This is a genomic window from Priestia sp. TGN 0903, assembly GCF_050846855.1.
Lineage (GTDB): Bacteria > Bacillota > Bacilli > Bacillales > Bacillaceae_H > Priestia > Priestia zanthoxyli.
This window is the reverse complement of record NZ_JBOZGL010000002.1, coordinates 195,141-219,745: the sequence shown is the minus strand read 5'-3', so window position 1 is coordinate 219,745 and position 24,605 is coordinate 195,141. Positions and strand designations below refer to the sequence as shown.

The following is a 24,605-nucleotide window of genomic DNA, read 5'->3' as shown; positions in this document are numbered from 1 at the left end:
ACACGTATTATAACATAAGTCTTTCTTAAACTTAATTTATTCAAATAGAACAATCTTCAATTTCTTTTCATCAAACAAATAAAAAAGCTTCGGACGAAGGAAGAAGCTTGTCCGAAGCTTTTCATTATTTACTGCTGTTCAAATGACTATGCTTACGTCCGTATAAGAAGTAAACCACTAGCCCTAGTACAAGCCAAATTACGAAACTAATCCATGTTAACTTTGGAAGCTGAAGTGCTAAGTATAAACAGAACACAAAAGCTAAAATTGGAATCACCGGCACGAACGGTACGCGGAAACCAGTCGATTCTGAAGTTTGTTTTGATTTACGTAAATATAAAATTCCAATTGATACAGTCATGAAAGCAAAAAGAGTACCGATATTTGTTAACTCTGCTAATCTTCCTAATGGTACTAAACCAGAGAAGATAGATACTAGTAAACATGTAATCCACGTATTTACTACTGGCGTTTGTTTTTTCTCACTGATTTTTGAAAAAGGCTTCGGCAATAGACCATCTCGACTGATCGCATAAAATAAACGAGTTTGTCCATACATCATAACGAGTAATACCGTTGTAATACCAACAATTGCACCTAATGAAATAAATCCTGCTACCCAGTCTTGATTAATGTAGCTTAAAGCAAATGCTACAGGGTTTTTAACATTTAATTCAGTATAAGGGACGATTCCTGTTAAGATAAGCGATACGACGATATAAAGGACTGTACAAATCGCAAGAGATGCGATGATTCCAATTGGCATATCTCGCTGAGGCTTACGTACTTCCTCGGCCGCTGTTGCTACAGCATCAAATCCAATGTAGGCGAAGAATACAGTTGCTGCTCCTGTCGCTACTCCCGAGAAACCAAACGGCATAAACGGCGTCCAGTTTTCTGGCTTAACATAGCTAACTCCTACCCCGATAAACAGAAGTACAACAGCCAGTTTAATAATAACCATGATAGCATTAAAACGTGAAGATTTTTTTACTCCTTGTGTTAAAAGCAAGGTAATTAAGAAAACAATTATAATTGCTGGAATATCAATGTACGTGCCGTTTGCAGGATTGTATGCACTTGTTAAAGCTTTTGGAAAATGTATGCCAAACCCTGCTAACAATCCTTGGAAATACCCCGACCATCCGCTCGCTACAGCAGAAGAAGCAAGACCGTATTCCAAGATAAGATCCCACCCTAAAATCCAAGCAATTAATTCACCAAATGTTGCATAACTGTAAGTGTATGCACTTCCTGAAACGGGAACTGTTGAGGCAAACTCCGCATAACAAAGAGCTGCAAACACACACGCAAGTCCTGACATAATGAAAGATATAACTAAAGCTGGACCGGCATGTTCAGCGGCGGCTACGCCCGTTAATACAAAAATTCCGGTTCCGATAATGGCTCCAATTCCTAACATCGTTAAATCGAAAGCGCCTAAATCCTTTTTTAATTTAACACCTTTAGAGTTGGTTTCACTAATTAACGTTTGAATTGATTTTTTACGAAATAAGCTCATAGTAAACCCCCAAAAATACTTATCTGATATAACTAAATTTTCTGAAAATTAATGCATTATTTTCTTTAGATTTACTATACACTGCGCATTCGACAAAAAGCAATATATTTTTTTATTTTTATAAGAATTTTCTTAAAATAGTAAAAATAAAAAAACTAGGAAGAACTTCTTCCTAGTTACTCATCGTCTCCTAATATAAAATCAGGATCTAAATCTTCAAATTCATCGTCATCTACGTCTAAATCAAACTCGTCTTCATCATCGCAGCCTTTCGGATTTACTGCAACACAAACCTTGGTTTCGCCAATCACTTCCGCCAACAATTCTCTCTCTACTTGAACAATCGTTTTATTGCCATTTGGTGAAATTGTGCACTCTAGGCAATTTGGCTGCTGCAGCACGCGAACAATTACTTCGTAATCGTCTCCAATCGAATCTTCGTCTTTATAGCGCAGCTTAATATTATCTTTGTATGATACGGTTTCCGTCCAAACTTCGGTTTTTGTATTATTATTGTACGAATACCAGATGTTAATATCATATCTGCCGTCAACTTCTACATTGCTGCCGCTTTTCTTTGCTTTGTACTCATGGTTAATCACCCAGCATCCTAAGATGCTTGTTGGTCGATTTTTCGGTGCAAGCGTATGAGACGATTGTGTAAACTTGCGACCTTTACCTACGACTGCTTTTGTAATAATTTCTCTATAGTGTTGTGACATGTGAGCATACCCTCCTCAAACTATCTTCATTTCATCCTATGCAGGCTCATTCACTTGTTTGCACATTATTTTTAAGAAACTAGGTTTAAGGCATAAAAAACCTATGTTCCATTGTATGCAAGGATATAGAAAAACGTGACAATTATTAGAGAGAAAATCTGCCCAATTTTCATGCCACATAATGCACACGTGATGCACAAAAAAATGCCTCAGCAATTTGCTAAGGCATTTTTTCTTTATGAGCAGCTAGATCCAGGGCTGTTTCGCACCTGTGAACCTGTTTCACCGCGCAGTAAATCACCATCTGTTGACACAATAATTTCATCTGTTACTGTGTTTGAAATAGTGTTAGCGACAAGTTGAAGCAAATCATTCACGTTTATTTGAGACTCTTGAAACTGCTGAATAATCGGCAGTTCATCCAGCTCTTCCTGTAAACGATCGATTTTTGCCTCCACTTGTTTTAACGCTTCTGTCTTACCATAATGTTGGAAATTAACAGCTTGTTTTTGCAAACTTTTAATGCTTGCAATGGTTTCACGCACTTTTTGATTTTCGTTAAGCTGAGCTTCGGCACGCTTGAAGAAATCTACTTCTTCCGTTTCAGCAATCATTTTTGCCAGCTCTTGAGCACGTTTAATTACGTCACTCTTGTTATACTGCGCCATATTACTTCACCTCTGCTGTTTCTTCTACCATTTCCCCGTTTAATGTCCATGTTTTGGCTTTTGTAACTTTTACTTTTACAAGTTGCCCAATCACTGACTTAGGTGCTTTGAAGTTTACAAGCTTACTTTTTTCCGTGTAGCCTGCTAATACTTCCGGATTATTTTTACTTTCACCTTCTACTAATACTTCGACAACTTTACCTTCATATTCCTTCAATTTCTTTGCAGAAATTTCATTTACAAGAGCATTTAAACGCTGAAGACGCTCTTTTTTCACTTCCATTGGTACGTTGTCTTGCATCTTAGCAGCCGGCGTACCTTCACGAGGTGAATAAATAAACGTATAAGCACTATCAAATTCAACCTCACGATATAGCGACATTGTTTCTTCAAACTGCTCATCCGTTTCATTTGGGAAACCAACAATAATATCAGTTGTTAATGATGCCGTTGGAATGGCTTCTTTAATTTTACGAACAAGCTCTAAATAATGTTCACGAGAATATTTTCGTGCCATAATTTTTAAGATATCACTGCTTCCTGATTGAACAGGCAAGTGAATGTGATCGACAAGATTTCCACCTTTAGCAAGAACTTCAATTAAACGGTCATCAAAGTCACGAGGGTGACTTGTTGTAAAACGGATACGAGCAACGTCAATTTTACGGATTTCGTCCATTAAGTCGCCTAAGCCGTACGTCATGTCTTCAAAATCTTTTCCGTATGCATTAACGTTTTGGCCTAGAAGCGTAATTTCTTTGTAGCCTTGAGCAGCTAAATGACGTACTTCTTGGATAATATCTTCTGGACGGCGGCTTCGTTCTTTTCCTCGCGTATACGGAACGATACAGTACGTACAGAACTTGTCACAGCCGTACATGATGTTAACCCATGCTTTGACGCTGCCTTTACGTGCTCTTGGAAGGTTTTCAATAACGTCCCCTTCTTTAGACCATACTTCAATCACCATTTCTTTTGCTAAGTATGCTTCGTTCAAAATGTGAGGCAAACGATGAATGTTATGTGTACCAAAAATCATATCCACGTGCTGATGTTTTTGTAAAATTTTATTTACAACTGACTCTTCTTGAGACATACATCCGCAGACGCCGATTAATAGCTCAGGACGCTCGCGCTTTAAGGCCTTCAAGTGTCCTAATTCACCAAACACTTTATTTTCCGCATTCTCACGGATCGCACACGTATTCAATAAAATAACATGAGCATCTTCAACAGAGTCAGTCGGCTCGTAGCCAAGGCCTAGAAAAATACCAGCCATTACTTCTGTATCGTGCTCATTCATTTGACAGCCGTACGTACGGATATAAAACTTACGTCCCTGTCCCATTCCATGAAACTGTTCATCGATTGCAAAATCGTTGTGATAGGAAACTTCTTCTTTTCCTCGTTTTTTCGCATCTTTTAAAGAAGGTGGCATGTATACTGTTTGAAAATATTTGCTGTAATCCTTTTCGGATTTTTTGTCCGCTGGATTAACTTGGTTGCTTTCTAAACGTTGTTTTTCGTTCATAAAAAAATCTCCTTTCGCCATGACAATTGTCACGTTGCACCTGTAAATCGCAAAAAAATGTGACAGCCTTATGCTTATGCATAAAACTCATCACATTAACATAGTATATAACTTTCAAGTAGCGAACACAATCATATACCTATTTTCTATACCTATCACTATGAAAAAATCCGAACGAGCTGGATTCTCCATTAAGAATCTCAATTTATCGTTCGGATTTCCCCTCTACTAAACTGCTTTTATTGCAGCCTCTTTTACATAAATTCAGCCACTAGCTCATCAAATTTTTCCTCAGTCATACCTAAGTCTGCTTTTGACAGCGGCTCTTCACTATAGCCGTGAACAAGCTGCTGATACGACGGCTGATGCGCATTTTGATAAATAAGCCCTGTTACTAAGCCATTATGCTCCATTAACGTCTGCATAGCTTGCATACGATTGTTTGCATCATAACCTTCAATTGTGCTAAGACTAGTTAGGTTTTCTTTAAACCAATCATACGTGTTCACTTTGTTATACGTTACGCACGGGCTAAATACGTTAATTAAAGAAAAACCTTTATGCTGAATGCCTTGTTCAATTAAGCTTGTTAACTCTTTTAAATTCGTTGAAAAGCTTTGCGCTACAAACGTTGCCCCGGAAGTTAACGCCAGCTCCATGACAGATAAAGACGACTCAATTGATCCTTCAGGCGTACTTTTTGTCTTGAATCCTACTTCACTGCGAGGAGATGTTTGTCCTTTTGTTAAACCATAGATTTGGTTATCCATTACGATATACGTTACATCGATGTTTCGGCGAATCGCATGTACCGTGTGTCCCATACCGATAGCAAACCCATCTCCATCACCGCCAGATGCGATAACGGTTAAATCACGATTAGCCATTTTTACACCTTGAGCGATTGGAAGCGCACGTCCGTGAATACCGTGAAAACCATATGAATTAATATAACCAGAGATACGTCCAGAGCATCCAATACCTGAAATAACAGCAAGCTCATGAGGTTCTAAACCTACGTTAGCAGATGCGCGTTGAATGGCTGCTTGTACGGAGAAATCTCCACACCCCGGACACCAGTTAGGTTTTACACTGTTACGAAAATCTTTAAACGTTGCCATTTAACACAAACATCTCCTTACTTTTTGCGTATACTTCTTGCGGAAGAAATGGATTTCCATCGTACTTCAATACGCTTTGAATTTTATCATGACTTGCGATATTCATTTTTAAAATATTAGCAAGCTGTCCAGTAGCATTGTTTTCAACGACAACTACTTTTTTAGCTCCTTGCACGTAAGGAAGCAGTTCGTCAGCTGGGAAAGGATGAATTAAACGAATGTGAGCGTGATTTACTTTTATACCGTCCTGTTCCAAACGTTCCATTGCCTCTTCAATAACTCCACGCGTCGAATTAAATCCAACAAATAAAATATCAGACTCTTTTTCATGAGAGTGAACATGAATTGGCGTATTAAAACGAATTCCTTTTGTTTTACGAAGACGCTTATTCATTTGATCATCGCGGTTCACCGGAGATTCAGATGGCTTTCCTGTCTCATCATGTTCTACTCCCGTTACGTGATGAATGCCATGCTTCATTCCTGGAATGACGCGTGGTGATACGCCGTCTTCTGTTACGCGGTAGCGCTTGTAATATTGTTTTTCTTCCAACTCTTCTAGCTCTCCTTGCTGAAGCTTGCCGCGGCGGATTTCAACGCGGTTATAGTCAAGCGGTTCTACCGACTGTTTCCCAAGTGAAAGCTGTAAATCCGTTAGCATAATAACTGGACACTGATATTCTTCTGCTAAGTTAAACGCTTCAATCGTATCGTAGAATGCTTCTTCAACCGTACTTGGCGCCATGACGATCTTCGGAATTTCACCGTGCGTACCGTAAATCATAGCCATTAAGTCAGACTGTTCTTGCTTAGTTGGAAGCCCTGTACTTGGACCGCCGCGCTGCGTATCAATAATCACAACAGGCTGCTCAGTGATGCCCGCTAATCCAATCGACTCCATCATTAATGATAGACCAGGTCCAGCTGATGCTGTCAGCGCACGTACGCCTGCATAGTTAGCTCCGATAGCCATCGTACATGCTGCGATTTCATCTTCTGTTTGAATAACAGTTCCACCGAATTGAGGAAGCTTTTTAATTAAGTATTCCATGATTTCTGAAGCAGGGGTAATTGGATATGCTGGCATAAAACGAGCCCCACCGGCTAAAGCACCTAGTGCAATCGCATCGTTTCCAATCATAAACATACGTTTTTTACCATCCGCTGGATCTAGTTTCATTGTTTCTAATTGTTCGCCTAGCTGTTCACGAATGTAATCTGCACCTTTTTTAATAGCTTCCATGTTTTTTTGTACAACTTTTTGGCCCTTTTTACCGAAGATTTCAAGCACTACTTCTTCAAATACTTCTGTGTCAATATGAAGCACAGCACTTGAAGCGCCTACAGCAACCATGTTCTTCATTAGCGACGTTCCTAGTTCCGTTGCAATTTCTGTAAACGGAACAGCGTATAGCGTAGCAGTTGTACATGTTTCGGGCAGACTTGGGTTGAATTTCGCATCTGCAATTACAACGCCTCCTACGCGCAGCTCATGGACGTTTACATCGATTGTTTCCTGATCAAACGCAACTAAAATATCCAAATCATCTGACACAGATCGAACCTGAGTTGTACTCACTCGGATCTTATTATTTGTATGTCCACCTTTGATACGAGAAGAAAAATGACGATAGCCGTATAAGTAATAACCTAATCGATTTAAAGCGGTTGAAAAGATTTCTCCCGTACTTTCGATTCCCTCACCCTGCTGTCCGCCAACTTTCCATGAAAGTTGCTGTACCATAAATCAACGCCACTCCTTTAATTGCTCTTAATATAGAAATCTATTTTATTGATAAAAACTGAAAAAAGTAAATTAGCAAACGATTTCATTTGCTTCTGCATTTCACGAACAAAAATCATCCGCAAAACTCCCACAGCACCTTGTCGCTGTGCAGGATACGTTTCTGCTTGAACAGCTCCATAATCCGTTTTCAATTTTATTCCGATTGCCAGAAAAATGCAACCCTTTCCATTGAATTCTCAATCGTTTTAATTATATTTATATTTAATGAATAAGATGAAGTTTTTTAATGATCTTTTCTGCCTTCACATGAGGTATTATTATATAAATAACTTCTATAAAAAGAGCTTTCCCAAAAAGAAAAAGCTCTTTTTTTATTAGTTGCATACACGATCGGCAAAGTTTTGAAACAGAAAACGTTTTACCTGCTCCTCAGTGTAATACTTAAGGAGTTCTTCAATTAAATTCGTATACTGTTCATATCTTCCGAGACGATAAACCGTTTTGTCAATGCCGTCAAAGTCTGAGCCAAAACCAACGGAGTATTCGCCTCCTCTTTCACATATGTAATCAAGATGACGGATCACATCCGCTATGTGCGCTTTGGCAGAACTCGTTAAAAATTCAGGGACAAACGTAATACCAATCACGCCGTTTCGCTTTATTAAAGCATGAATTTGATCGTCTCTTAAATTCCGGGGATGAGAACACAATACGTGTGAATTGGAATGAGTAGCCACTACATATTGTGCTAGCTCAATCACATCCCAAAAACCTCTTACTGATAAATGAGAGACATCCGTCCACACTTTATGTTCATTATTCAATTCAACAACTTCTCTTCCAAAAGACGATAACCCCGCCCCTCGAGGTTCTAAAATACCATCACATACAGCATTGCTGTAATTCCATGTCAAGCCTACTGAACGTACACCCAGTGAAAAAAGTGTCTTTAAGCGAACTAAACTTGTATCAATGGCATCGCACCCTTCAAGCGTCAGCATGGCTCCAAGTTCACCTTTTTTCAAGCTATCTATATCGCGCTTTGAACGAACCCATTTTACACCGGGAAGCGATAAAATATGACTCTGAAACAGCTGAATCATTTCTAACGCAACATCAAAGCGCTGAGCTGCCGGAACCGCTTCTGGAATATAAATAGCGAATAGCTGAACTTTTCCTTTTGCTTTTTTTATGCCTTCTAACGTAACATGCAGCGCTGAATCATATGTAAAAGATAAACGTTTATTTAACCAGAGCTTCATTAATACATCACAATGAGCATCAAATATCACAACCAACACCCCTTTAACTCTATACAAAAAGGACCTGTTTGGCTTCTATGCTTTACAGGTCCGTGGTTTTTATAATTATCGCGGCTCTACAATTAATTTAATGGCTGTTCGCTCTTCTCCATCAATTTGAATATCTGTAAAAGCTGGGATGCAGATTAAATCAACCCCACTTGGTGCAACGAACCCTCTTGCGATTGCTACAGCTTTTACTGCTTGATTAAGTGCCCCGGCCCCAATGGCTTGAATTTCTGCTGCGCCGCGTTCGCGCAGCACGCCTGCTAAGGCACCAGCAACTGAATTTGGATTAGACTTTGCTGAAACTTTTAATATTTCCATATCTAGCTCCTCCTTATTCTTTACAATGTATGATGAGAGATCATTAGACCAATGACTTAATTGATTTCAATGTTACTATATTCACGATATGTCAAACGTATTCCTGCTTGTTTTTCCTAAATATTCAAAAACTTATATTTCTACACCTTTCTTTTTTCTTTTTACGTTTTTGACAAAATAAAAAAGCCAATGTATCGCCTTTCGACACATTGACTTTTTCCCTTTATTCAAAAAACGGATGATCTTCGTTAATTAAAATTCGCTCTGTTTTTGTTGCTTTCCCCGTCTTTTGATCAATATCAATAACGATTCCACTAAGCTGCGTTCTTCCTTCTTTTGGCACTTCAAATCGAACAGGAAGAGACGTTAAAAAACGCTTAATAACAGCTTCGCGCTCCATCCCTAAAATGCCGTCATAAGGTCCCGTCATTCCTACGTCAGAGATGTAGGCTGTTCCTTTTGGCAATATACGATTGTCAGCTGTTTGAACGTGCGTATGAGTGCCGACAACAGCGCTGACACGACCGTCCACATACCAGCTAATCGCTTGCTTTTCACTTGTTGTTTCAGCATGAAAATCAATAAAAATAAGCGGAGTGCGCTGGCGTGCTTCTTCAATTAATTCATCTGCTTTTTGAAATGGACAATCGAGCGGAGCCATAAACGTACGCCCTTGTAAATTAATCACGGCTACCTCAAGCTGATTGTACGTAAAATACGTAATTCCTTTGCCCGGTGTACCTTCAGGAAAATTTGCTGGACGAACAAGATTTTTTGCATCGTCAATAAAATCAAAAATTTCACGTTTGTCCCACGCATGGTTACCAAGAGTAATAATGTTAGCCCCTGCTTGTAAGAACTGACGATAAATCTTTTCGGTAATTCCTTTTCCTGAAGCTGCATTTTCTCCATTCACAATTGTAAGTCCCGGAGAGTATTTTCTTTTTAATCTCGGTAAATATTCTTCAACCATTTCACGGCCTGGAGAACCAACTACGTCTCCAATAAATAAAATTCTCATGTAAAAGCTCCTATACTTCATTCTTAATCTGCATCTTCATCTCTACGAAAAAAAATAAAGTGGCGAAACGCCACTTCATTTTTATTTTGCATACTCTACTGCTCTTGTTTCGCGAATAACCGTTACTTTGATGTGGCCAGGATAATCCAGCTCATCTTCAATTCGTTTTCGGATATCTCGAGCAAGTCGATGCGCTTCTAGATCACCAATCGTATCTGGTTTCACCATAATACGAACTTCACGCCCTGCTTGAATTGCAAATGATTTTTCAACGCCTTCATAAGACTCTGAAATTTCTTCTAACTTTTCAAGACGACGAATGTAGTTTTCTAACGTCTCACTGCGAGCACCTGGTCTTGCAGCAGATAATGCATCCGCTGCTGCAACTAGTACAGCAATGATTGATGTTGGTTCTGTATCTCCATGGTGAGAAGCAATCGCGTTAATAACAACCGGATGTTCTTTATACTTTGTAGCTAATTCAACACCGATTTCTACGTGGCTTCCTTCTACCTCATGGTCAATTGCTTTACCAATATCATGTAACAATCCTGCTCGTTTGGCTAACGTTTCATCTTCACCTAATTCAGCAGCCATAAGTCCTGATAAATGCGCTACTTCCATTGAATGTTTCAGCACATTTTGACCATAGCTTGTTCTGAATTTTAAGCGACCAAGAATTTTCATCAAGTCTGGGTGCAACCCATGAACACCGACTTCAAACGTCGTTTGTTCACCGACTTCACGAATATATTCGTCCACTTCGCGGCGAGATTTTTCAACCATTTCTTCAATACGTGCGGGATGGATACGACCATCTTGAACGAGTTTATCAAGTGCAATTCTTGCTGTCTCACGACGAATTGGGTCAAATCCTGATAAAATAACTGCTTCTGGCGTATCATCAATAATAAGATCAATTCCTGTCAAAGTTTCAAGCGTACGGATGTTTCGACCTTCTCGACCGATAATTCGGCCTTTCATTTCGTCATTTGGCAAGTTAACAACTGAGACAGTCGTTTCAGCAACATGATCTGCTGCGCAACGCTGAATAGCAAGTGAAAGAATTTCTTTCGCCTTTTTATCGGCGTCTTCTTTTGCACGGTTTTCTGTTTCTTTTACCATTATTGCAATGTCGTGGGAAAGTTCATTTTCAACACGATCTAAAATAATCGCTCTTGCATCTTCTCTTGTTAAGCTTGAAATGCGCTCTAGCTCTGTTTGCTGTGCACGTACTACTTCTTCAACTTTGCTTTCCATCTCTTCAATATGCTGTTGTTTAACAGTAAGAGAATCATCTTTCTTTTCAAGTAACGCTTCACGTTTATCAAGTGATTCGTCTTTACGATCAAGATTTTCCTCTTTTTGCATTAATCGATTTTCTTGTTTTTGAAGTTCTGCTCGACGATCACGAATATCTTGTTCTGCCTCTGTACGAAGCTGATGGATTTCATCCTTCGCTTCTAGTAAAGCTTCTTTTTTCAAAGCTTCCGCCTCGCGGGTTCCTTCATCAATAATTTGTTCTGCACTAGACTTTGCTCCCGCAATTTTAGCTTCAGCAATCGATTTACAAACAAAAAAGCCAACAACTGCACCGACGATTAGGCCAAGCAAAGCGAAGATGATTGTATTAGTATCCATCATTTCACCTCCCCTTGCTATAAACTTGTAAGTTTTAAATTTCATGTCGGCATGTACATCGTATTCACCTTTCAATATACACACAAAGGCTTTTAAACGCTAAAATGTTTTAAAAAGGGAAAATATACATCTTAATTGTAAATCTGTGCATTTTTATTGTCAAGCCTGCCTCTACAGTATATATTGAAATTTCGTATGTTACTTTTCTAGCATTAACAATTTTTACAAAAAAAAGACCCCTTCTTTGAAATAGAGGAGTCTTTTTTTATCTCGTAGCAAATTAAATATTTAAATCGCCTTGATCGTCATCCTCAGGAGCTGGCTCTCCATCTTGGTCTAAACCATGATGTTCACGCACTTGTCCCGCAATTTCCTGACGAATATCAGTATTTTCTTTTAAGAATTGCTTTGCATTTTCACGGCCTTGACCTAGACGCTCGTCATTATATGAATACCAAGATCCACTTTTTTGGACAATATCTAGTTCAGAAGCGATATCCAAAATTTCACCCTCTTTTGAAATACCTTCTCCGTACATAATATCTACTTCGGCAGCACGGAAAGGCGGAGCTACTTTATTTTTCACAACTTTAATTCTTGTTTTGTTACCTACGATATCATTTCCTTGCTTTAACTGCTCTGCACGACGCACTTCTAGACGCACTGAAGAGTAGAATTTAAGCGCACGTCCACCAGGAGTTGTTTCAGGGTTACCAAACATTACGCCGACTTTTTCACGAATTTGGTTAATAAAGATAGCGATTGTTTTAGACTTGTTAATAGCTCCAGATAGTTTACGCAATGCTTGAGACATTAAACGAGCTTGTAGACCCACGTGAGAGTCTCCCATTTCTCCTTCAATTTCCGCTTTTGGCACTAACGCTGCTACTGAGTCAACAACAATAATATCTACTGCGCCGCTTCGAACTAAAGCTTCAGCGATTTCTAAAGCTTGTTCTCCTGTATCAGGCTGAGATAATAACAGCTCATCAATATTGACACCTAATTTTTGAGCATATACAGGATCTAACGCGTGCTCCGCATCGATAAATGCAGCCTGTCCGCCCTGCTGTTGAACTTCTGCAATCGCGTGAAGAGCAACTGTTGTTTTACCTGAGCTTTCTGGGCCATATACTTCCACCACACGTCCACGTGGATATCCACCTACGCCTAAAGCTATATCTAATGCTAATGAACCACTTGGAATTGTAGAAATTCTTTTTTCCGTTTGTTCACCTAATTTCATAATTGAACCTTTACCAAATTGCTTTTCAATTTGCTTTAAAGCCATATCAAGGGCTGCTTGACGATCGTTCACTCAATTTCCTCCTCTATCTCTTTGAAATCATCTATAAACTGCAAACTTACTACGATGTAGTAGCAATGTCGAATTAACAACTTTCTATAACTTACTATACTAGTTTTTGGGTCGTTTGACAAGCAAAAAGCGAATAAATGTTCGTTTTTTATAAAATTAAAAAAAGGCTGCTTTGGTAAAACTAAGCAGCCTTTTTTCTTTATTTTTTTATCGTCTTCAATACGTAATGACAGCCGTAATTAACCGTTCGTGAACGAATTCCTTGGCGGCTTCCAGATAGCTGCAAACTGTAAACTTGAGGAGTTTGATCCTTATAAGCGACCCCTATATGCACTGTTCCTACAGGGTGTCCTTCTTGTTTAGAGGGTCCAGCTACACCCGTAAAACCGATGCCAATATCCGTTTTGTATAACTGTTGAATACGCTGAGCCATTTCAGCCGCGCACTGCTCGCTAACGGCTCCGTACTGATTCAGCGTGTGTTCGCTCACTCCGAGAATATTTTGCTTAATTTCATAATGATAGGCTACCAGGCTGCCTTTAACAACTTCTCCAGCACCTGAAACAGTTGTTAAACGTTCGCTGAATAACCCGCCGGTTAAACTTTCGGCTGAAGCAATCGTCAAGCCTTGTGCCGTTAATTCTTTTACCAATTCATTATGTAAAGAAGTTGCTTCGTATCCATATAAATACTCGCCTACGCGCTCTGAAATGGTTTTTTCCACTTCGTCTAACATGCGCTGTGCTTCAGCAGCATCAGCGTGCTTAGCAGTTAAGCGAAGCGTCACTTCTCCATCTCCTGCAAGCGGTGCAATCGTCGGGTTTGTTTGCGCATCAAGCAAATCTTCAATTTCCGTCTCAAGCTGTGATTCTCCTATTCCGAAAAAACGAAGAACGCGTGATTCAATACTTTCTTTTAATTCAAGCTTTTGAGCTAAAAATTCTTGACCATATGCTTCATACATTGGATAGAGCTCTTTTGGCGGCCCTGGGAATAGCATATAGTGTTTTCCCTCTACTGTAAGCCCCATACCTGGAGCCATTCCGTAATCATTAGGGAGCACTGTCGAACCTTCAAGTACAATTGCCTGTTTTTTATTGTTAGGTGTCATGATACGATTTGACTGTTTGAAATAGGCTTCAATGCTTTCAAGTGCTTCCGCATTTGTTGTCAACTCTACTCCTAGCACACTCGCAATTGTTTCTTTTGTTAAATCATCTTTTGTAGGACCAAGCCCGCCTGTGAAAATAATTAACTCTGCACGTGTTTGAGCTGTAGCAATCACTTCTTTCAAGCGCTGTGCATTATCTCCTACTACTGTATGATAGTAAACATTAATTCCAAGTTCGGCTAATTTTTTCGATAAATACTGAGCGTTTGTATTGGCAATTTGCCCAAGCAGCAGCTCAGAGCCGACTCCAATAATTTCAGCGTTCATCATATCATCTCCATCTTACTTATTTTGAATTAACAAAAGCCTGTTTGTTTTTAGCAAAGTAGTCCCAGCCTGAAATAACCGTAAAAATCACTGAGATCCAAAGCATTACGCTAGCAAACGGAATGGAAATCCATTCAAAAGGCAAGTTGTACAACAGAATAGCTGAAATAGCTAAAATTTGAGTCCATGTTTTAATTTTACCTAACATATTGGCTGCTACAACTTCTCCTTCCCCTGCTAGTACAAGTCTTAAACCTGTGATAGCAAATTCACGGCTAATAATGATGATAGCAGCCCATCCTGCACCTGCAATTAAATCTAAGTCAACAATAGCTACAAGCGCAGCTGAAACCAACAGCTTGTCTGCTAGTGGATCTAAAAACTTGCCCAAGTTCGTGACTAAATCGTACTTTCTTGCATAGTATCCGTCGATCCAGTCTGTTGTAGATGCAATAATAAATAATGCCGCCCCTAATAGATGAGCGATCGGAATCTCTTTTCCTGCTGCCTCCACTGTGCCAAATGGTAGCGGCACCATCATAAAAATGAGGAATACGGGAATTAGAAAAATTCGCGAAATGGTAATCTTGTTTGGTAAATTCACTTCTTCTGCCTCCAATTACTGTTACAAACTGAAAGCGTGCAAACGAAGTTGTTTGCACGGCTTTGGTTTTATTATAGCGTGAATGAGTGTTTAATTCACATATTATCTTTATTTACACCCTGACCACTTTTTAAAACAGGCTGTTTACTGTGCTTCTGCCGGCTGATATTGAATCGTTACAACTTGTCGAACTTGCTTGGATGAATCAAACGGCAAGTCAACCGCTTTTCCATTTACTTTTAACTCTACTCCAGGTGAATAACCGATGTTGACACGAGCTTCCGTTTCTTTCGTCAAATCAAATTCTTTTGTTTCACCTTTTTTTAGAATGGAGCTAAAGAAAGCATTTCCTTTTCCATTTTTCACATCTAACCAAGTATCTGCTTGAGTGGATGTTACTTCTAGGTTAAATGCATCTGTACCGGAAAGAGCATACGTAGCACTTCTGCCTGTTTTTTGAACTTCCTTGTATTCTTGTTTACCGCTGTCTTTCTTTTCTTTTTCAGCTTTTTCTTTCTCAGCTTTTTCTTTTGCGGCTTTTTCTTTTTCAGCTTTTTCTTTTTCTTGTTCTTTCTTATCAGCAGCACTTTGTTCATCTTCTGACTTGCTATTGTCATTTTTTGCAGTAGTTTCATTCGTTTCTTCCTGCGTGTTAGACTGCTGAACTTCGCTGTTTGGAGCTTCTTGGTTAGCCTGCTCCTTGTTTTTATCCGAGACGATATTTTGAGCGATTACCCAAATAATAATCCCAACAACTACAACTCCCGCCACCACTAGAACAGTTGGAAGGTAGTCATATGCTTTTGAAACTCCTTTTGTATGCTGAGGAATTTCTTTGCGGCTGCGAACGCGCGAAAGCTGCTGCGGCATGTCTTCTGTTTGAGTTGAAGGAATGTCTGATTTGTATTCTTCAAAAATAGCATCTGTGTCCAACCCAATTGCTTCGCAGTATTGCTTAATAAACGCTCGTACGTAAAATTTCCCTGGCATAACCTCATAATTGCCTTCTTCAATGCCAAGTAAATAGCGTTTTTGAATTTTCGTTAGTTTTTGTAAATCCTCTAACGACAATCCTTTGCTTTCTCGTTCTTGTCTTAACCTTTGTCCTAACTCTGTCAATGCTAACACCTACCAATTATGCTAAAAATCAAACATCGATAATCCACCGTCTTGAAACATTTGAGGACCTTCCATTATTTCATATGTAATCTTCTCATTGGGGTCATTTCTTATTTCAATAATGTAGGCAAAATCATCTAACGAATACTCGGTATTTTGTACAAATACATCCGGATGCTCCACGATTTTTGTCGCGGGTACATTCATTACTTCTCGAACAAGCTGCCAGTGCTTTTCATTCGCTCGTTTTGTCGATACAATCCCGTCAATGATAAAAATATTATCAGCGTTGTATTCGTCAGCAATAAGCTGACTGCGAATCGTTTGTTTTAAGAGTGTAGAAGACACAAAAAGCCACCTTTTGTTCGCACATACGCTAGCTGCTACAATCGATTCGGTTTTGCCTACTCGCGGCATACCTCGAATACCGATAAGCTTATGACCGTCTTGTTTAAACAGTTCCGCCATAAAATCTACGAGCAAACCTAATTCATCTCTTACGAAACGGAATGTCTTTTTATCATCTGCGTCACGCTGAATATAGCGACCGTGACGCACTGCTAACTTATCACGCAATTTAGGCGGTCTCATTTTTGTCACAATGATATTATCCATTGTTTTCAAAATAGATTCAAGCCTGTCTATTTGCTCATGTGAATCACAGCGCAGCAATAATCCACGGCGAATATCATCCACTCCATTAATTGTGACAATATTAATTGACAACATTCCAAGAAGCGATGAAATATCACCTAAAAGACCCGGACGATTTTTTTGTATTTGATATTCTAAATACCACTCAATTTTCTCCATCAAACCCCTCCCATTTCTTGGCTGGCCTTCGAGAGGTGCCCCCTTTTTTTCACCTAGTTTAACTATAAATGATTTCCATTATATTATAAACCCTAAAGGCAAGTAGTTCTACATTTGTTATGTATGTAAGCGCTTATTTATTTGTACTATTTAATTCTAAGAAAAAAGGAGCTTTCACACGCGGTGAATTAGCTCCTTTTTAGAAACGATAACTTATTTTACTGATCCGTTATTTTGAACTAATTTCACCATGCTGCTCGCAATCGCATGCTGCTCTTCTTTAGAAGCAACGCTCCAAAGGTCTGCTAAAATTCGCTCTTGATCATTTTTTGCATCAACTTGGTTTGCTAAATATCCACCAATTTGATAAGCAAGATCATGAATAACTTCTTCTTGCATTCCTTCGTTTTGTGCATGATGTAAACGGTCGCCTAAAAAATCTTTCCAGCTATCCCAGTTTTCTAATACTGACATGAGTAGCCCTCCTTAAGGTTTATTCATATCATAGTTTGTACCTTGTTTTTAATTTTATGCACACTTTATATGTACCAACCGCCATTAACCGATAATATTTGTCCAGTTATATACGAAGCACGTGAAGATATTAAATATGAAACCGCATCTGCCACTTCTTTTGGATATCCTATTCTTCCTAAAGGGATCTCTTCAGCCAGCTCTTTAACCTCTTCTTTTGAATAGCTGGCCATCATATCCGTTTCAATCGCTCCGGGCGCAACTCCATTGACGCGAATTCCACTTAATGCAACCTCTTTTGCCAAAGCTTTTACAAACGTATTTTGGGCGCCTTTTACCATTGAATAAAGAACTTCAAACGAAGCTCCTGTAAGTCCCCAAATGGAAGAAATCATGATAATTTGTCCGCTTTTAGCACTGATCATTTTAGGCAGCAAAGCTTTTGTAATAACAAAGGGAGCCGTGATGTGAAGATAGATCATTTCTTCGGTTTCATTTGCCGAAGCATCTGTCATTAACCCGCTAACGCTTCGTCCGCTGTTATGAATAATAACTTCTACCGGAACAATAATCTCCTTTAAAAACTTCTCCACTCCCTCTTTACATGATAAATCCGCTTGTACTGTAAACACGGTTTTCACCTTTTCAGCTAGCTCATGTGCAAGCGCCTCTATTTTGTCTTTTCGTTGATGATAGTGCAAAATAAGCGAGTATCCATCTTCAGCCAATTGCTTAGCAATCGCTGTGCCAATTCCTCCGCTTGCACCTGTCACAAGGGCAAATTTCTCCATAGCCTTCTCTCCTTTACATGCAAAAAAGCTGATGAACATCAGCTTTTTTGGCAACAATCATCTTTATTTAGGTACTACTTCACAAACCGTAAAGTTCTTTTCATCAATAATCTCGTTTAGCACATCTTTTATTTCGTTTACCTTCAGTTTTTCTAGCGTTTCAACAATATCAAATAAATTCATATCATTAAACGCATAGCGTGTAAACTGATTAGCGATAAACTCAGGTGAGTTTAATGAACGTAAAAATCCGCCGATTTTCTTTTTACGAATACGTTCAAGTTCCTCTTCTGTTAGTGATTTTGTTTTCATTTCAAGTAAAATTTGTTTAACTCGATCATACAGCTGTTCCGGTTGATCCGTATCTCCTCCGATAAGAGCAAAACCAAATCCTCTTTCCTCCGTATAATCATACGCAAACGTTTCATCAATGAGTCCGTCTGCATACAACTCCTCATAGTACGAAGAGCTTTTTCCAAATGCATAATCTAAAATGATATTCATTGCTAACTCGTATTTAAGCATTTCTCCGCCTGAACGCTGCGGATTTTTCGCTTTTAGACCCACCATACATTTCGAAGACTGCACCGGCATTTTTAATACTTGTTTTTCTTGATCCACCGTTTCAGGCTCTTCGTCAAAATGACGCTGTATGTCAGAGATTTCTTTATAATCTTTTTTCTGCTGATTGTCTCGAACTTGCTTCATTACTTTTTCCGCATCAACAGGACCTACAATGAACAACAGCATGTTGCTCGGATGATAAAACGTTTCATAGCATGTGTACAGTAAATCTTTATTAATATGTGAAATTGATTCGATCGTGCCAGCAATATCAATTTTAACAGGATGGTTTTTGTACATATTTTGAATGGTACCAAAATACAAGCGCCAGTCCGGATTGTCGTCATACATTGTAATTTCTTGACCGATAATGCCCTTTTCTTTTTCTACCGTTTTTTCTGAGAAGTACGGCTCTTGTACAAAGTCCACTAATGTTTCAAGATTTTCTTCAAAGTTAGATGTACAGCTGAATAAGTAAGCTGTGCGGGTAAAAGAAGTAAATGCATTGGCCGAAGCACCTTGTTTACTAAACTGCTGAAAGACATCTCCGTCTTCTTTTTCAAATAATTTATGCTCTAAAAAGTGGGCAATTCCATCCGGAACTTTTGTCATTTCATTTTCATTTAGCGGTACAAATTGATTGTCAATCGATCCGTAGTTTGTTGTAAAAGTGGCAAACGTTTTGTTAAACTCCGGTTTTGGCAAAATGTATACCTGCAGCCCGTTATCCATTTTTTCATGATACAGCTGTTCTTGAAGCTGCGAAAATTCAATTTTCTCCATTTTCTTCACCGCCCGTTCCTGTTAAGAAATAAATTGTATCCATTTCAATTTTCTCAGCCACTTTAATAATTTCCTGCTTAGATACCGCATCAATATGCTTTAAGTATTCATCAATTGAAATATCTTTACCCGTTAATTCATTATGATACATAACCTCTACTAGTCCTCGTGGAGTATCCACCGTTTCAAGCAGCTGGTTGTGAATAACGGCTTTCGTTTGAGCGATTTCGCCGTCTGTAAACGATCCTTGTTTCATTTCCTGCATTTGTTCTTTAATAATCGTAACAGCTTGGTCGTAATTTTTAGCATCAATACCCGACATGACCATTAGTAATCCTTTATGACTCTCTACTCTCGAAGCAGCATAGTAAGCTAAGCTCGCTTTTTCACGCACGTTAATAAATAGCTTGGAATGTGAGAACCCTCCGAATATCCCATTGAATACTTGAAGAGCAAAATACTGTCTATCTCCGTATACAACGTTTGTACGATAGCCAATATTTAATTTCCCTTGTTTGACTTCTTGTTTTTCCACCACTTCATTTACGTTTGAGATCTCTTTAGACGTGATAGAATCTTCAATGTCTTTTTGCTCGCGCTTTGGTAAAGTAAATGTTTCTTTTACTGTTTGTAAAACCTCTTCGACTTGCAAATCTCCAATAGCATAAAGGTGAATGGCATCTTCTTTTAACACCTGCTGATAATAGGCGTACAAACTTTCACCTGTAATTTCTTCCACGTCGTCAATTTGACCGTTTACATGTAAAGAGTAAGGTTCTTCCTTACACATTTCTTCAACTAGTCTTAAATTAGCATAGCGCATTTTATCATCAAATACGGCTTGAATTCGCTGACGAAGCGAACGCTTTTCTTTTGTCATAATATCCGTTAAAAAAGAGTCCCCTTCAACTGCTGGCTTTAATAAAATATCGCCAAGAAGAGCTAACGCTTTTTGCAAAAGCGGAGTTGAATCTTTCAAATATTTTTCATTCGCTATATCAATGCGAATCGTAATATCGTGGTTATCACCTTTTTTTGTTAAGTCTACTTGTAAAGTAGCACCATAAAGCTCATCTAAATATGTACGAAGCTTTGTCGTAGACGGCAGCGACTCGGTAGCGCTTTGAAGCACATAAGGTAAAAGGGCACGCATTGTCACCGTTTTCTTATCTAAAGGGGCATTTAGTTTTAAAATGAACGTGTTTGTTTTGTACTTAGCTGTTTGAATGGTATGAACAGTCAATCCTTCTAGTTCATGTTTTTGTTCAGTCAATAATTTCATATATAAACCTCCTTTTAAATTTTGATGTATTAACTAGACAATACTTCTATTTTGAATCTTTAACGCTAATTTTAGTCTTATAACCACTATATCGAATTCAAGGAAACATTTTCAAGTAACTTGCCGCGCGCTTCCTCATTTCTTTTCATATTCTTTCTCTCAATGAAAAAAAGGCGGAGAAAAGAATATGATTTCTTTGTCTCCACCTTCTATATTTATCCAACTTTAGTCATTGTTAGACCTCGTATAGAGGATTTATTAGCGGCGGCCTTTTTCATAAGGAACGCCCAGCGCTTTAGGAGCCTCAGCACGTCCTACAAAACCAGTAAGCGCTAAGATTGTTAATACGTACGGTGCAATGGTTAAAAGGACGGATGGGATATCTTGAATAACCGGAATCTGAGCTCCAGTGATACTCAAAGACTGTGCTAATCCGAAAAACATGGCTGCACCTAAAGCACCAATAGGATGCCACTTCCCGAAAATCATGGCCGCAATAGCAAGGAACCCTTGTCCAGCAATCGTACCCGCTGCAAAGTTTGTAGCGATAGACGTGGCATACACCGCTCCGCCGATTCCAGCGAACATGCCGGAAATCATAACGCCAACGTAACGCATTCTCACAACTTTGATCCCCATCGTGTCTGCTGCCATTGGGTGTTCACCAACTGAACGAAGACGGAGACCAAACGGCGTTTTATAAATGATGTACCATACAGCAAAAGCTAGCGCAATCGCAATATAAGACGTAATAGGAACGTTCGAAAACAGAATTTTACCGATTACTGGAATGTCTGATAAACCTGGAATACTTACTTTATCGATACGGAATTGAATAAAATCTGTTTGTCCTTTCCCAAAAATCTTTTTGATTAAAAAGATTGAAAGACCCGCAGCTAGAAAATTCAGGGCTACACCACTTACAGTTTGATCTGCTTTTAATGTAATGCTTGCAACAGCATGAATCAGTGAGAACACAGCGCAAACAACAGCCGCAATTACTATTGCTACCCACGGGGCCCAAGCACCTAATGAATCCTGAAGTAAAAGGGTTGAAACAATACCTGTGAACGCGCCAAACATCATCAGCCCTTCTAATCCAATGTTCACGACCCCGGAACGTTCACTAAATATCCCTCCGAGCGCGGTAAAGATAAGCGGTGCAGCTGAATAAAGCGCCGCTGGAATAATAATGGCTAACACCTCTAAGAAGTTCATTTTGCTCCCCCCTTGCCTGCACGGCCAAGCACCCAGCGAATTAAATAACTAGATGCAACAAAAAAGATAATAAGCGCAATGACAATTTGAATTAATTCAGACGGTACGCCTGTCATAAAGTTCATTTGAGGAGCCGCAGTTTGCAGTCCTCCGAAAAAGAATGAAGCTAATAAAATTCCAATTGCGCTGTTAGCTCCTAAAAGGGCTACGGCGATACCGTCAAATCCCGTACCCGTAAACGCAGTGAATGTGCCCATATATTGAAATGTTCCAAGCCCTTCCATAGCTCCGGCAAGCCCGGCAAAAGCGCCTGAAATAGCCATGGATAACACAATGTTTCGGCCTACATTCATTCCTGCATACTGTGAAGCATGCTGATTAAAACCAACGGCTCTTAGCTCGAATCCCTTAGCTGTTTTATTCAAAATAAACCACATTACGACGGCTGCAGCGATGGTAATAAGAATGCCGTAATGAAGGCGGGAGTTATTGGTTAACTGTGCTAAAAAGCTTGATGCTAAAGATGCCGATTCTTTAATATCATACGATTTTTCATTACCCGCGTATAAATACGTACGGATTAAACTGCTCGTGGTGTAAAGAGCAATATAGTTCATCATGATGGAAACAATTACTTCATGAACATGAAATTTTGCTTTTAAAAATCCTGGAATAAACGCCCAAACTGCTCCAGCTGCAGCTGCTGCTAATACAGCTAAAGGAATATGAATGACTGCTGGTAAATCAAACGCATACCCAACCCATACTGAAGCCAACCAGCCAACCAAAAGCTGTCCTTCTACTCCAATGTTAAAGAGACCGGTTTTATAAGCAAACGCAACCGCAATACCGGCCAGAGCAAGAGGCGTCATGGCACGAATCGTTTCTCCAATGGCTTTTGGCGTTCCAAACATCCCGTCAAAAAGAGATTGATAGCCAAGCATTGGATCATAGCCGCCTAGTAACATAATAACCGCTCCGGCAATGAGTCCTAATATGGCCGATACAACAGGGATCAAAATCATCATTACACGTTCATTTTTCACAAGTTTATTCATGCTGTTCCACCCGCTTTCTCACGCGTACCGCCTGCCATTAATAGACCTAACTCTTGTTCATTCGTTTCTTTTGGATCTACAATGTCAACTATTTTCCCTTCATAAATAACCGCAATGCGATCGCTTAGATTCATTACTTCATCTAGTTCTAGCGAAACGAGCAGCACTGCCCGTCCTTTATCTCGTTCTTCAATCAGCTTTTTATGAATAAATTCAATGGCTCCTACATCCAGCCCCCTCGTTGGCTGAGCTGCAATTAATAGTTCCGGACTGCGGTCTACTTCACGGGCAATAATGGCTTTTTGCTGATTTCCGCCCGATAGCGATCGCGCTTGCGTATATTCACTAGGGGTTCGCACATCATATTCTGCAATTAACTCTTTTGCTTTTTTATACAGCTCTTTATAATTCAAAATACCTGATTTAGACATCGGCTTTTGATAATACGTTTGAAGACCGATATTTTCACCAATTGTATAATCTAATACAAGCCCGTGCTTATGGCGATCCTGCGGAATATGTCCTACTCCTGACTCCGTAATTTTACGCGTGGATAACGTAGACAACTCTTGATTTTTTAACGTGACCGAGCCCGACTTTATTTTTCTTAGACCCGTAATTGCCTCAATCAGCTCTGTTTGGCCATTTCCATCCACACCCGCGATGCCTACAATTTCGCCTGCTCGAACGCTTAGATCAAGTGAACTTACAGCCTCTACTCCTCGGCTGTCTTCTACTACTAATTCTTTTATTGTTAACACAGCTTCTTTTGGAGTCGCTGTTTTCTTTTCAGTTTTAAAATGTACTTCTCTTCCTACCATTAAAGCAGCAAGTTCATCAGGGTTGGTCTCTTGCACATTTACCGTACCAACCCCGACACCTTTTCGAATAATTGTACAGCGGTCACACACTGACATAATTTCTTTTAATTTATGCGTAATTAAAATAATCGACTTTCCTTCTTGAATTAATTTTTTCATAATTTGAATTAATTCCGTAATTTCCTGAGGTGTTAAGGCGGCAGTAGGTTCATCAAAAATAAGAATGTCGGCTCCTCTGTAAAGCGTCTTTAAAATTTCCACTCGCTGCTGCATGCCAACTGAGATATCTTGAATCTTCGCATATGGATCTACCGATAATCCATATTGATTTGAAAGCTCTTGAATATCTTGAGCTGCTTTTTTAATATTGATTTTCCCCGTTCGCGTCGGTTCGTTCCCAAGAATAATATTTTCTGTGACTGTAAAGTTTTGAACAAGCATAAAATGCTGATGAACCATTCCAATTCCTAAGTCATTCGCTACGTTAGGGTCCGTGATTTTGACTTCTTGGCCGTTTACACGAATCTGCCCTTTTTCAGGCTGATAAAGCCCAAATAAAACGTTCATCAGCGTTGACTTACCTGCACCATTTTCTCCTAACAAAGCATGAATTTCTCCCTTTTTCACTTGGAGTGTAATATTGTCATTAGCGACAATACCGGGAAACTCTTTGCGAATATCTAGCATTTCAATAACATATTCCACTACTTTCACTCCCTAT

The 24,605-nt window shown here is 39.3% G+C and carries 23 protein-coding genes; all 23 read right to left on the bottom strand.

Annotation, left to right across the window (positions count from 1 at the left end; all coding sequences use genetic code 11):
* Positions 1 to 124 precede the first annotated feature (124 nt).
* Positions 125 to 1,522: an amino acid permease gene (locus tag ACRPLY_RS07500; protein WP_028411378.1), complete on the bottom strand. Its 1,398-nt coding sequence runs from the start codon at positions 1,520 to 1,522 to the stop codon at positions 125 to 127.
* Positions 1,523 to 1,698: 176 nt separating this feature from the next.
* A complete protein-coding gene (locus ACRPLY_RS07495; RefSeq protein ID WP_013058796.1) occupies positions 1,699 to 2,244 on the bottom strand; it encodes an outer spore coat protein CotE in 546 nt (181 codons plus the stop codon).
* Positions 2,245 to 2,480: 236 nt separating this feature from the next.
* Complete coding sequence (locus ACRPLY_RS07490) at positions 2,481 to 2,912, bottom strand: RicAFT regulatory complex protein RicA family protein (protein ID WP_013058797.1); 432 nt, start codon at positions 2,910 to 2,912, stop codon at positions 2,481 to 2,483.
* A 1-nt stretch (position 2,913) separates the two neighbouring features.
* Positions 2,914 to 4,443 (bottom strand): tRNA (N6-isopentenyl adenosine(37)-C2)-methylthiotransferase MiaB, encoded by a 1,530-nt coding sequence (miaB, locus tag ACRPLY_RS07485; RefSeq protein WP_025601388.1) that lies wholly within the window; start codon positions 4,441 to 4,443, stop codon positions 2,914 to 2,916.
* Between the two features lie 254 nt (positions 4,444 to 4,697).
* Positions 4,698 to 5,564, bottom strand: coding sequence for a 2-oxoacid:ferredoxin oxidoreductase subunit beta (locus ACRPLY_RS07480; RefSeq protein WP_013058799.1), 867 nt, complete (start codon positions 5,562 to 5,564; stop codon positions 4,698 to 4,700).
* Complete coding sequence (locus tag ACRPLY_RS07475; RefSeq protein ID WP_013058800.1) at positions 5,551 to 7,308, bottom strand: 2-oxoacid:acceptor oxidoreductase subunit alpha; 1,758 nt, start codon at positions 7,306 to 7,308, stop codon at positions 5,551 to 5,553. Before ACRPLY_RS07475 ends, ACRPLY_RS07480 begins: the two co-directional genes overlap by 14 nt.
* Before the next feature lie 17 nt (positions 7,309 to 7,325).
* Complete coding sequence (locus ACRPLY_RS07470) at positions 7,326 to 7,502, bottom strand: hypothetical protein (protein ID WP_155278273.1); 177 nt, start codon at positions 7,500 to 7,502, stop codon at positions 7,326 to 7,328.
* 183 nt (positions 7,503 to 7,685) lie between these two features.
* Positions 7,686 to 8,603 (bottom strand): dipeptidase, encoded by a 918-nt coding sequence (locus ACRPLY_RS07465; RefSeq protein WP_033579803.1) that lies wholly within the window; start codon positions 8,601 to 8,603, stop codon positions 7,686 to 7,688.
* A gap of 75 nt (positions 8,604 to 8,678) precedes the next feature.
* Positions 8,679 to 8,939 (bottom strand): stage V sporulation protein SpoVS, encoded by a 261-nt coding sequence (spoVS, locus tag ACRPLY_RS07460; protein ID WP_003181955.1) that lies wholly within the window; start codon positions 8,937 to 8,939, stop codon positions 8,679 to 8,681.
* 223 nt (positions 8,940 to 9,162) lie between these two features.
* Positions 9,163 to 9,960 carry a TIGR00282 family metallophosphoesterase gene (locus ACRPLY_RS07455; RefSeq protein ID WP_028411380.1) on the bottom strand — a complete coding sequence of 266 codons (798 nt, stop codon included), beginning with the start codon at positions 9,958 to 9,960 and terminating at the stop codon, positions 9,163 to 9,165.
* Between the two features lie 81 nt (positions 9,961 to 10,041).
* Entirely contained in the window at positions 10,042 to 11,601 is a 1,560-nt protein-coding gene (gene rny, locus ACRPLY_RS07450; RefSeq protein WP_013058803.1) for a ribonuclease Y, read from the bottom strand.
* Positions 11,602 to 11,881: 280 nt separating this feature from the next.
* Positions 11,882 to 12,919: a recombinase RecA gene (gene recA, locus ACRPLY_RS07445; protein ID WP_013058804.1), complete on the bottom strand. Its 1,038-nt coding sequence runs from the start codon at positions 12,917 to 12,919 to the stop codon at positions 11,882 to 11,884.
* A gap of 199 nt (positions 12,920 to 13,118) precedes the next feature.
* Positions 13,119 to 14,360 carry a competence/damage-inducible protein A gene (locus ACRPLY_RS07440; protein ID WP_028411381.1) on the bottom strand — a complete coding sequence of 414 codons (1,242 nt, stop codon included), beginning with the start codon at positions 14,358 to 14,360 and terminating at the stop codon, positions 13,119 to 13,121.
* A gap of 16 nt (positions 14,361 to 14,376) precedes the next feature.
* Positions 14,377 to 14,961, bottom strand: coding sequence for a CDP-diacylglycerol--glycerol-3-phosphate 3-phosphatidyltransferase (gene pgsA / locus ACRPLY_RS07435; protein ID WP_028411382.1), 585 nt, complete (start codon positions 14,959 to 14,961; stop codon positions 14,377 to 14,379).
* 144 nt (positions 14,962 to 15,105) lie between these two features.
* The gene (locus tag ACRPLY_RS07430; RefSeq protein ID WP_223546233.1) at positions 15,106 to 16,089 is read right to left on the bottom strand and encodes a helix-turn-helix domain-containing protein; all 984 of its coding nucleotides are present in this window, start codon (positions 16,087 to 16,089) and stop codon (positions 15,106 to 15,108) included.
* A gap of 12 nt (positions 16,090 to 16,101) precedes the next feature.
* Positions 16,102 to 16,893 (bottom strand): DUF3388 domain-containing protein, encoded by a 792-nt coding sequence (locus ACRPLY_RS07425; RefSeq protein ID WP_013058808.1) that lies wholly within the window; start codon positions 16,891 to 16,893, stop codon positions 16,102 to 16,104.
* 213 nt (positions 16,894 to 17,106) lie between these two features.
* Positions 17,107 to 17,367 (bottom strand): DUF3243 domain-containing protein, encoded by a 261-nt coding sequence (locus tag ACRPLY_RS07420; protein WP_013058809.1) that lies wholly within the window; start codon positions 17,365 to 17,367, stop codon positions 17,107 to 17,109.
* A gap of 65 nt (positions 17,368 to 17,432) precedes the next feature.
* Positions 17,433 to 18,158: an elongation factor P 5-aminopentanone reductase gene (gene ymfI, locus ACRPLY_RS07415; RefSeq protein ID WP_034265198.1), complete on the bottom strand. Its 726-nt coding sequence runs from the start codon at positions 18,156 to 18,158 to the stop codon at positions 17,433 to 17,435.
* A gap of 63 nt (positions 18,159 to 18,221) precedes the next feature.
* On the bottom strand, positions 18,222 to 19,505 hold the full coding sequence (gene yfmH, locus ACRPLY_RS07410) for an EF-P 5-aminopentanol modification-associated protein YfmH (protein WP_025750276.1): 1,284 nt from the start codon (positions 19,503 to 19,505) through the stop codon (positions 18,222 to 18,224).
* A complete protein-coding gene (gene yfmF, locus ACRPLY_RS07405; RefSeq protein ID WP_028411385.1) occupies positions 19,492 to 20,787 on the bottom strand; it encodes an EF-P 5-aminopentanol modification-associated protein YfmF in 1,296 nt (431 codons plus the stop codon). The genes yfmH and yfmF overlap by 14 nt, the downstream gene beginning before the upstream one ends.
* A 258-nt stretch (positions 20,788 to 21,045) precedes the next feature.
* Positions 21,046 to 22,005, bottom strand: a complete 960-nt coding sequence (locus ACRPLY_RS07400) for an ABC transporter permease (protein WP_013084750.1) — start codon at positions 22,003 to 22,005, stop codon at positions 21,046 to 21,048.
* On the bottom strand, positions 22,002 to 23,063 hold the full coding sequence (locus tag ACRPLY_RS07395) for an ABC transporter permease (protein ID WP_014458483.1): 1,062 nt from the start codon (positions 23,061 to 23,063) through the stop codon (positions 22,002 to 22,004). Before ACRPLY_RS07395 ends, ACRPLY_RS07400 begins: the two co-directional genes overlap by 4 nt.
* Positions 23,060 to 24,589, bottom strand: coding sequence for an ABC transporter ATP-binding protein (locus ACRPLY_RS07390; RefSeq protein WP_028411387.1), 1,530 nt, complete (start codon positions 24,587 to 24,589; stop codon positions 23,060 to 23,062). Before ACRPLY_RS07390 ends, ACRPLY_RS07395 begins: the two co-directional genes overlap by 4 nt.
* Positions 24,590 to 24,605: the final 16 nt, after the last annotated feature.

What these genes read in the sequence shown, in the direction of transcription:
- ACRPLY_RS07500 (WP_028411378.1), bottom strand. Translation starts at nt 1,522, where the DNA reads ATGAGCTTATTTCGTAAAAAATCAATTCAAACGTTAATTAGTGAAACC.
- ACRPLY_RS07495 (WP_013058796.1), bottom strand. Translation starts at nt 2,244, where the DNA reads ATGTCACAACACTATAGAGAAATTATTACAAAAGCAGTCGTAGGTAAA.
- ACRPLY_RS07490 (WP_013058797.1), bottom strand. Translation starts at nt 2,912, where the DNA reads ATGGCGCAGTATAACAAGAGTGACGTAATTAAACGTGCTCAAGAGCTG.
- miaB (WP_025601388.1), bottom strand. Translation starts at nt 4,443, where the DNA reads ATGAACGAAAAACAACGTTTAGAAAGCAACCAAGTTAATCCAGCGGAC.
- ACRPLY_RS07480 (WP_013058799.1), bottom strand. Translation starts at nt 5,564, where the DNA reads ATGGCAACGTTTAAAGATTTTCGTAACAGTGTAAAACCTAACTGGTGT.
- ACRPLY_RS07475 (WP_013058800.1), bottom strand. Translation starts at nt 7,308, where the DNA reads ATGGTACAGCAACTTTCATGGAAAGTTGGCGGACAGCAGGGTGAGGGA.
- spoVS (WP_003181955.1), bottom strand. Translation starts at nt 8,939, where the DNA reads ATGGAAATATTAAAAGTTTCAGCAAAGTCTAATCCAAATTCAGTTGCT.
- ACRPLY_RS07455 (WP_028411380.1), bottom strand. Translation starts at nt 9,960, where the DNA reads ATGAGAATTTTATTTATTGGAGACGTAGTTGGTTCTCCAGGCCGTGAA.
- rny (WP_013058803.1), bottom strand. Translation starts at nt 11,601, where the DNA reads ATGGATACTAATACAATCATCTTCGCTTTGCTTGGCCTAATCGTCGGT.
- ACRPLY_RS07440 (WP_028411381.1), bottom strand. Translation starts at nt 14,360, where the DNA reads ATGATGAACGCTGAAATTATTGGAGTCGGCTCTGAGCTGCTGCTTGGG.
- ACRPLY_RS07425 (WP_013058808.1), bottom strand. Translation starts at nt 16,893, where the DNA reads ATGGAGAAAATTGAGTGGTATTTAGAATATCAAATACAAAAAAATCGT.
- ACRPLY_RS07420 (WP_013058809.1), bottom strand. Translation starts at nt 17,367, where the DNA reads ATGTCAGTATTAGAAAACTGGGATAGCTGGAAAGATTTTTTAGGCGAC.
- ymfI (WP_034265198.1), bottom strand. Translation starts at nt 18,158, where the DNA reads ATGGAGAAATTTGCCCTTGTGACAGGTGCAAGCGGAGGAATTGGCACA.
- yfmH (WP_025750276.1), bottom strand. Translation starts at nt 19,505, where the DNA reads ATGGAGAAAATTGAATTTTCGCAGCTTCAAGAACAGCTGTATCATGAA.
- yfmF (WP_028411385.1), bottom strand. Translation starts at nt 20,787, where the DNA reads ATGAAATTATTGACTGAACAAAAACATGAACTAGAAGGATTGACTGTT.
- ACRPLY_RS07400 (WP_013084750.1), bottom strand. Translation starts at nt 22,005, where the DNA reads ATGAACTTCTTAGAGGTGTTAGCCATTATTATTCCAGCGGCGCTTTAT.
- ACRPLY_RS07395 (WP_014458483.1), bottom strand. Translation starts at nt 23,063, where the DNA reads ATGAATAAACTTGTGAAAAATGAACGTGTAATGATGATTTTGATCCCT.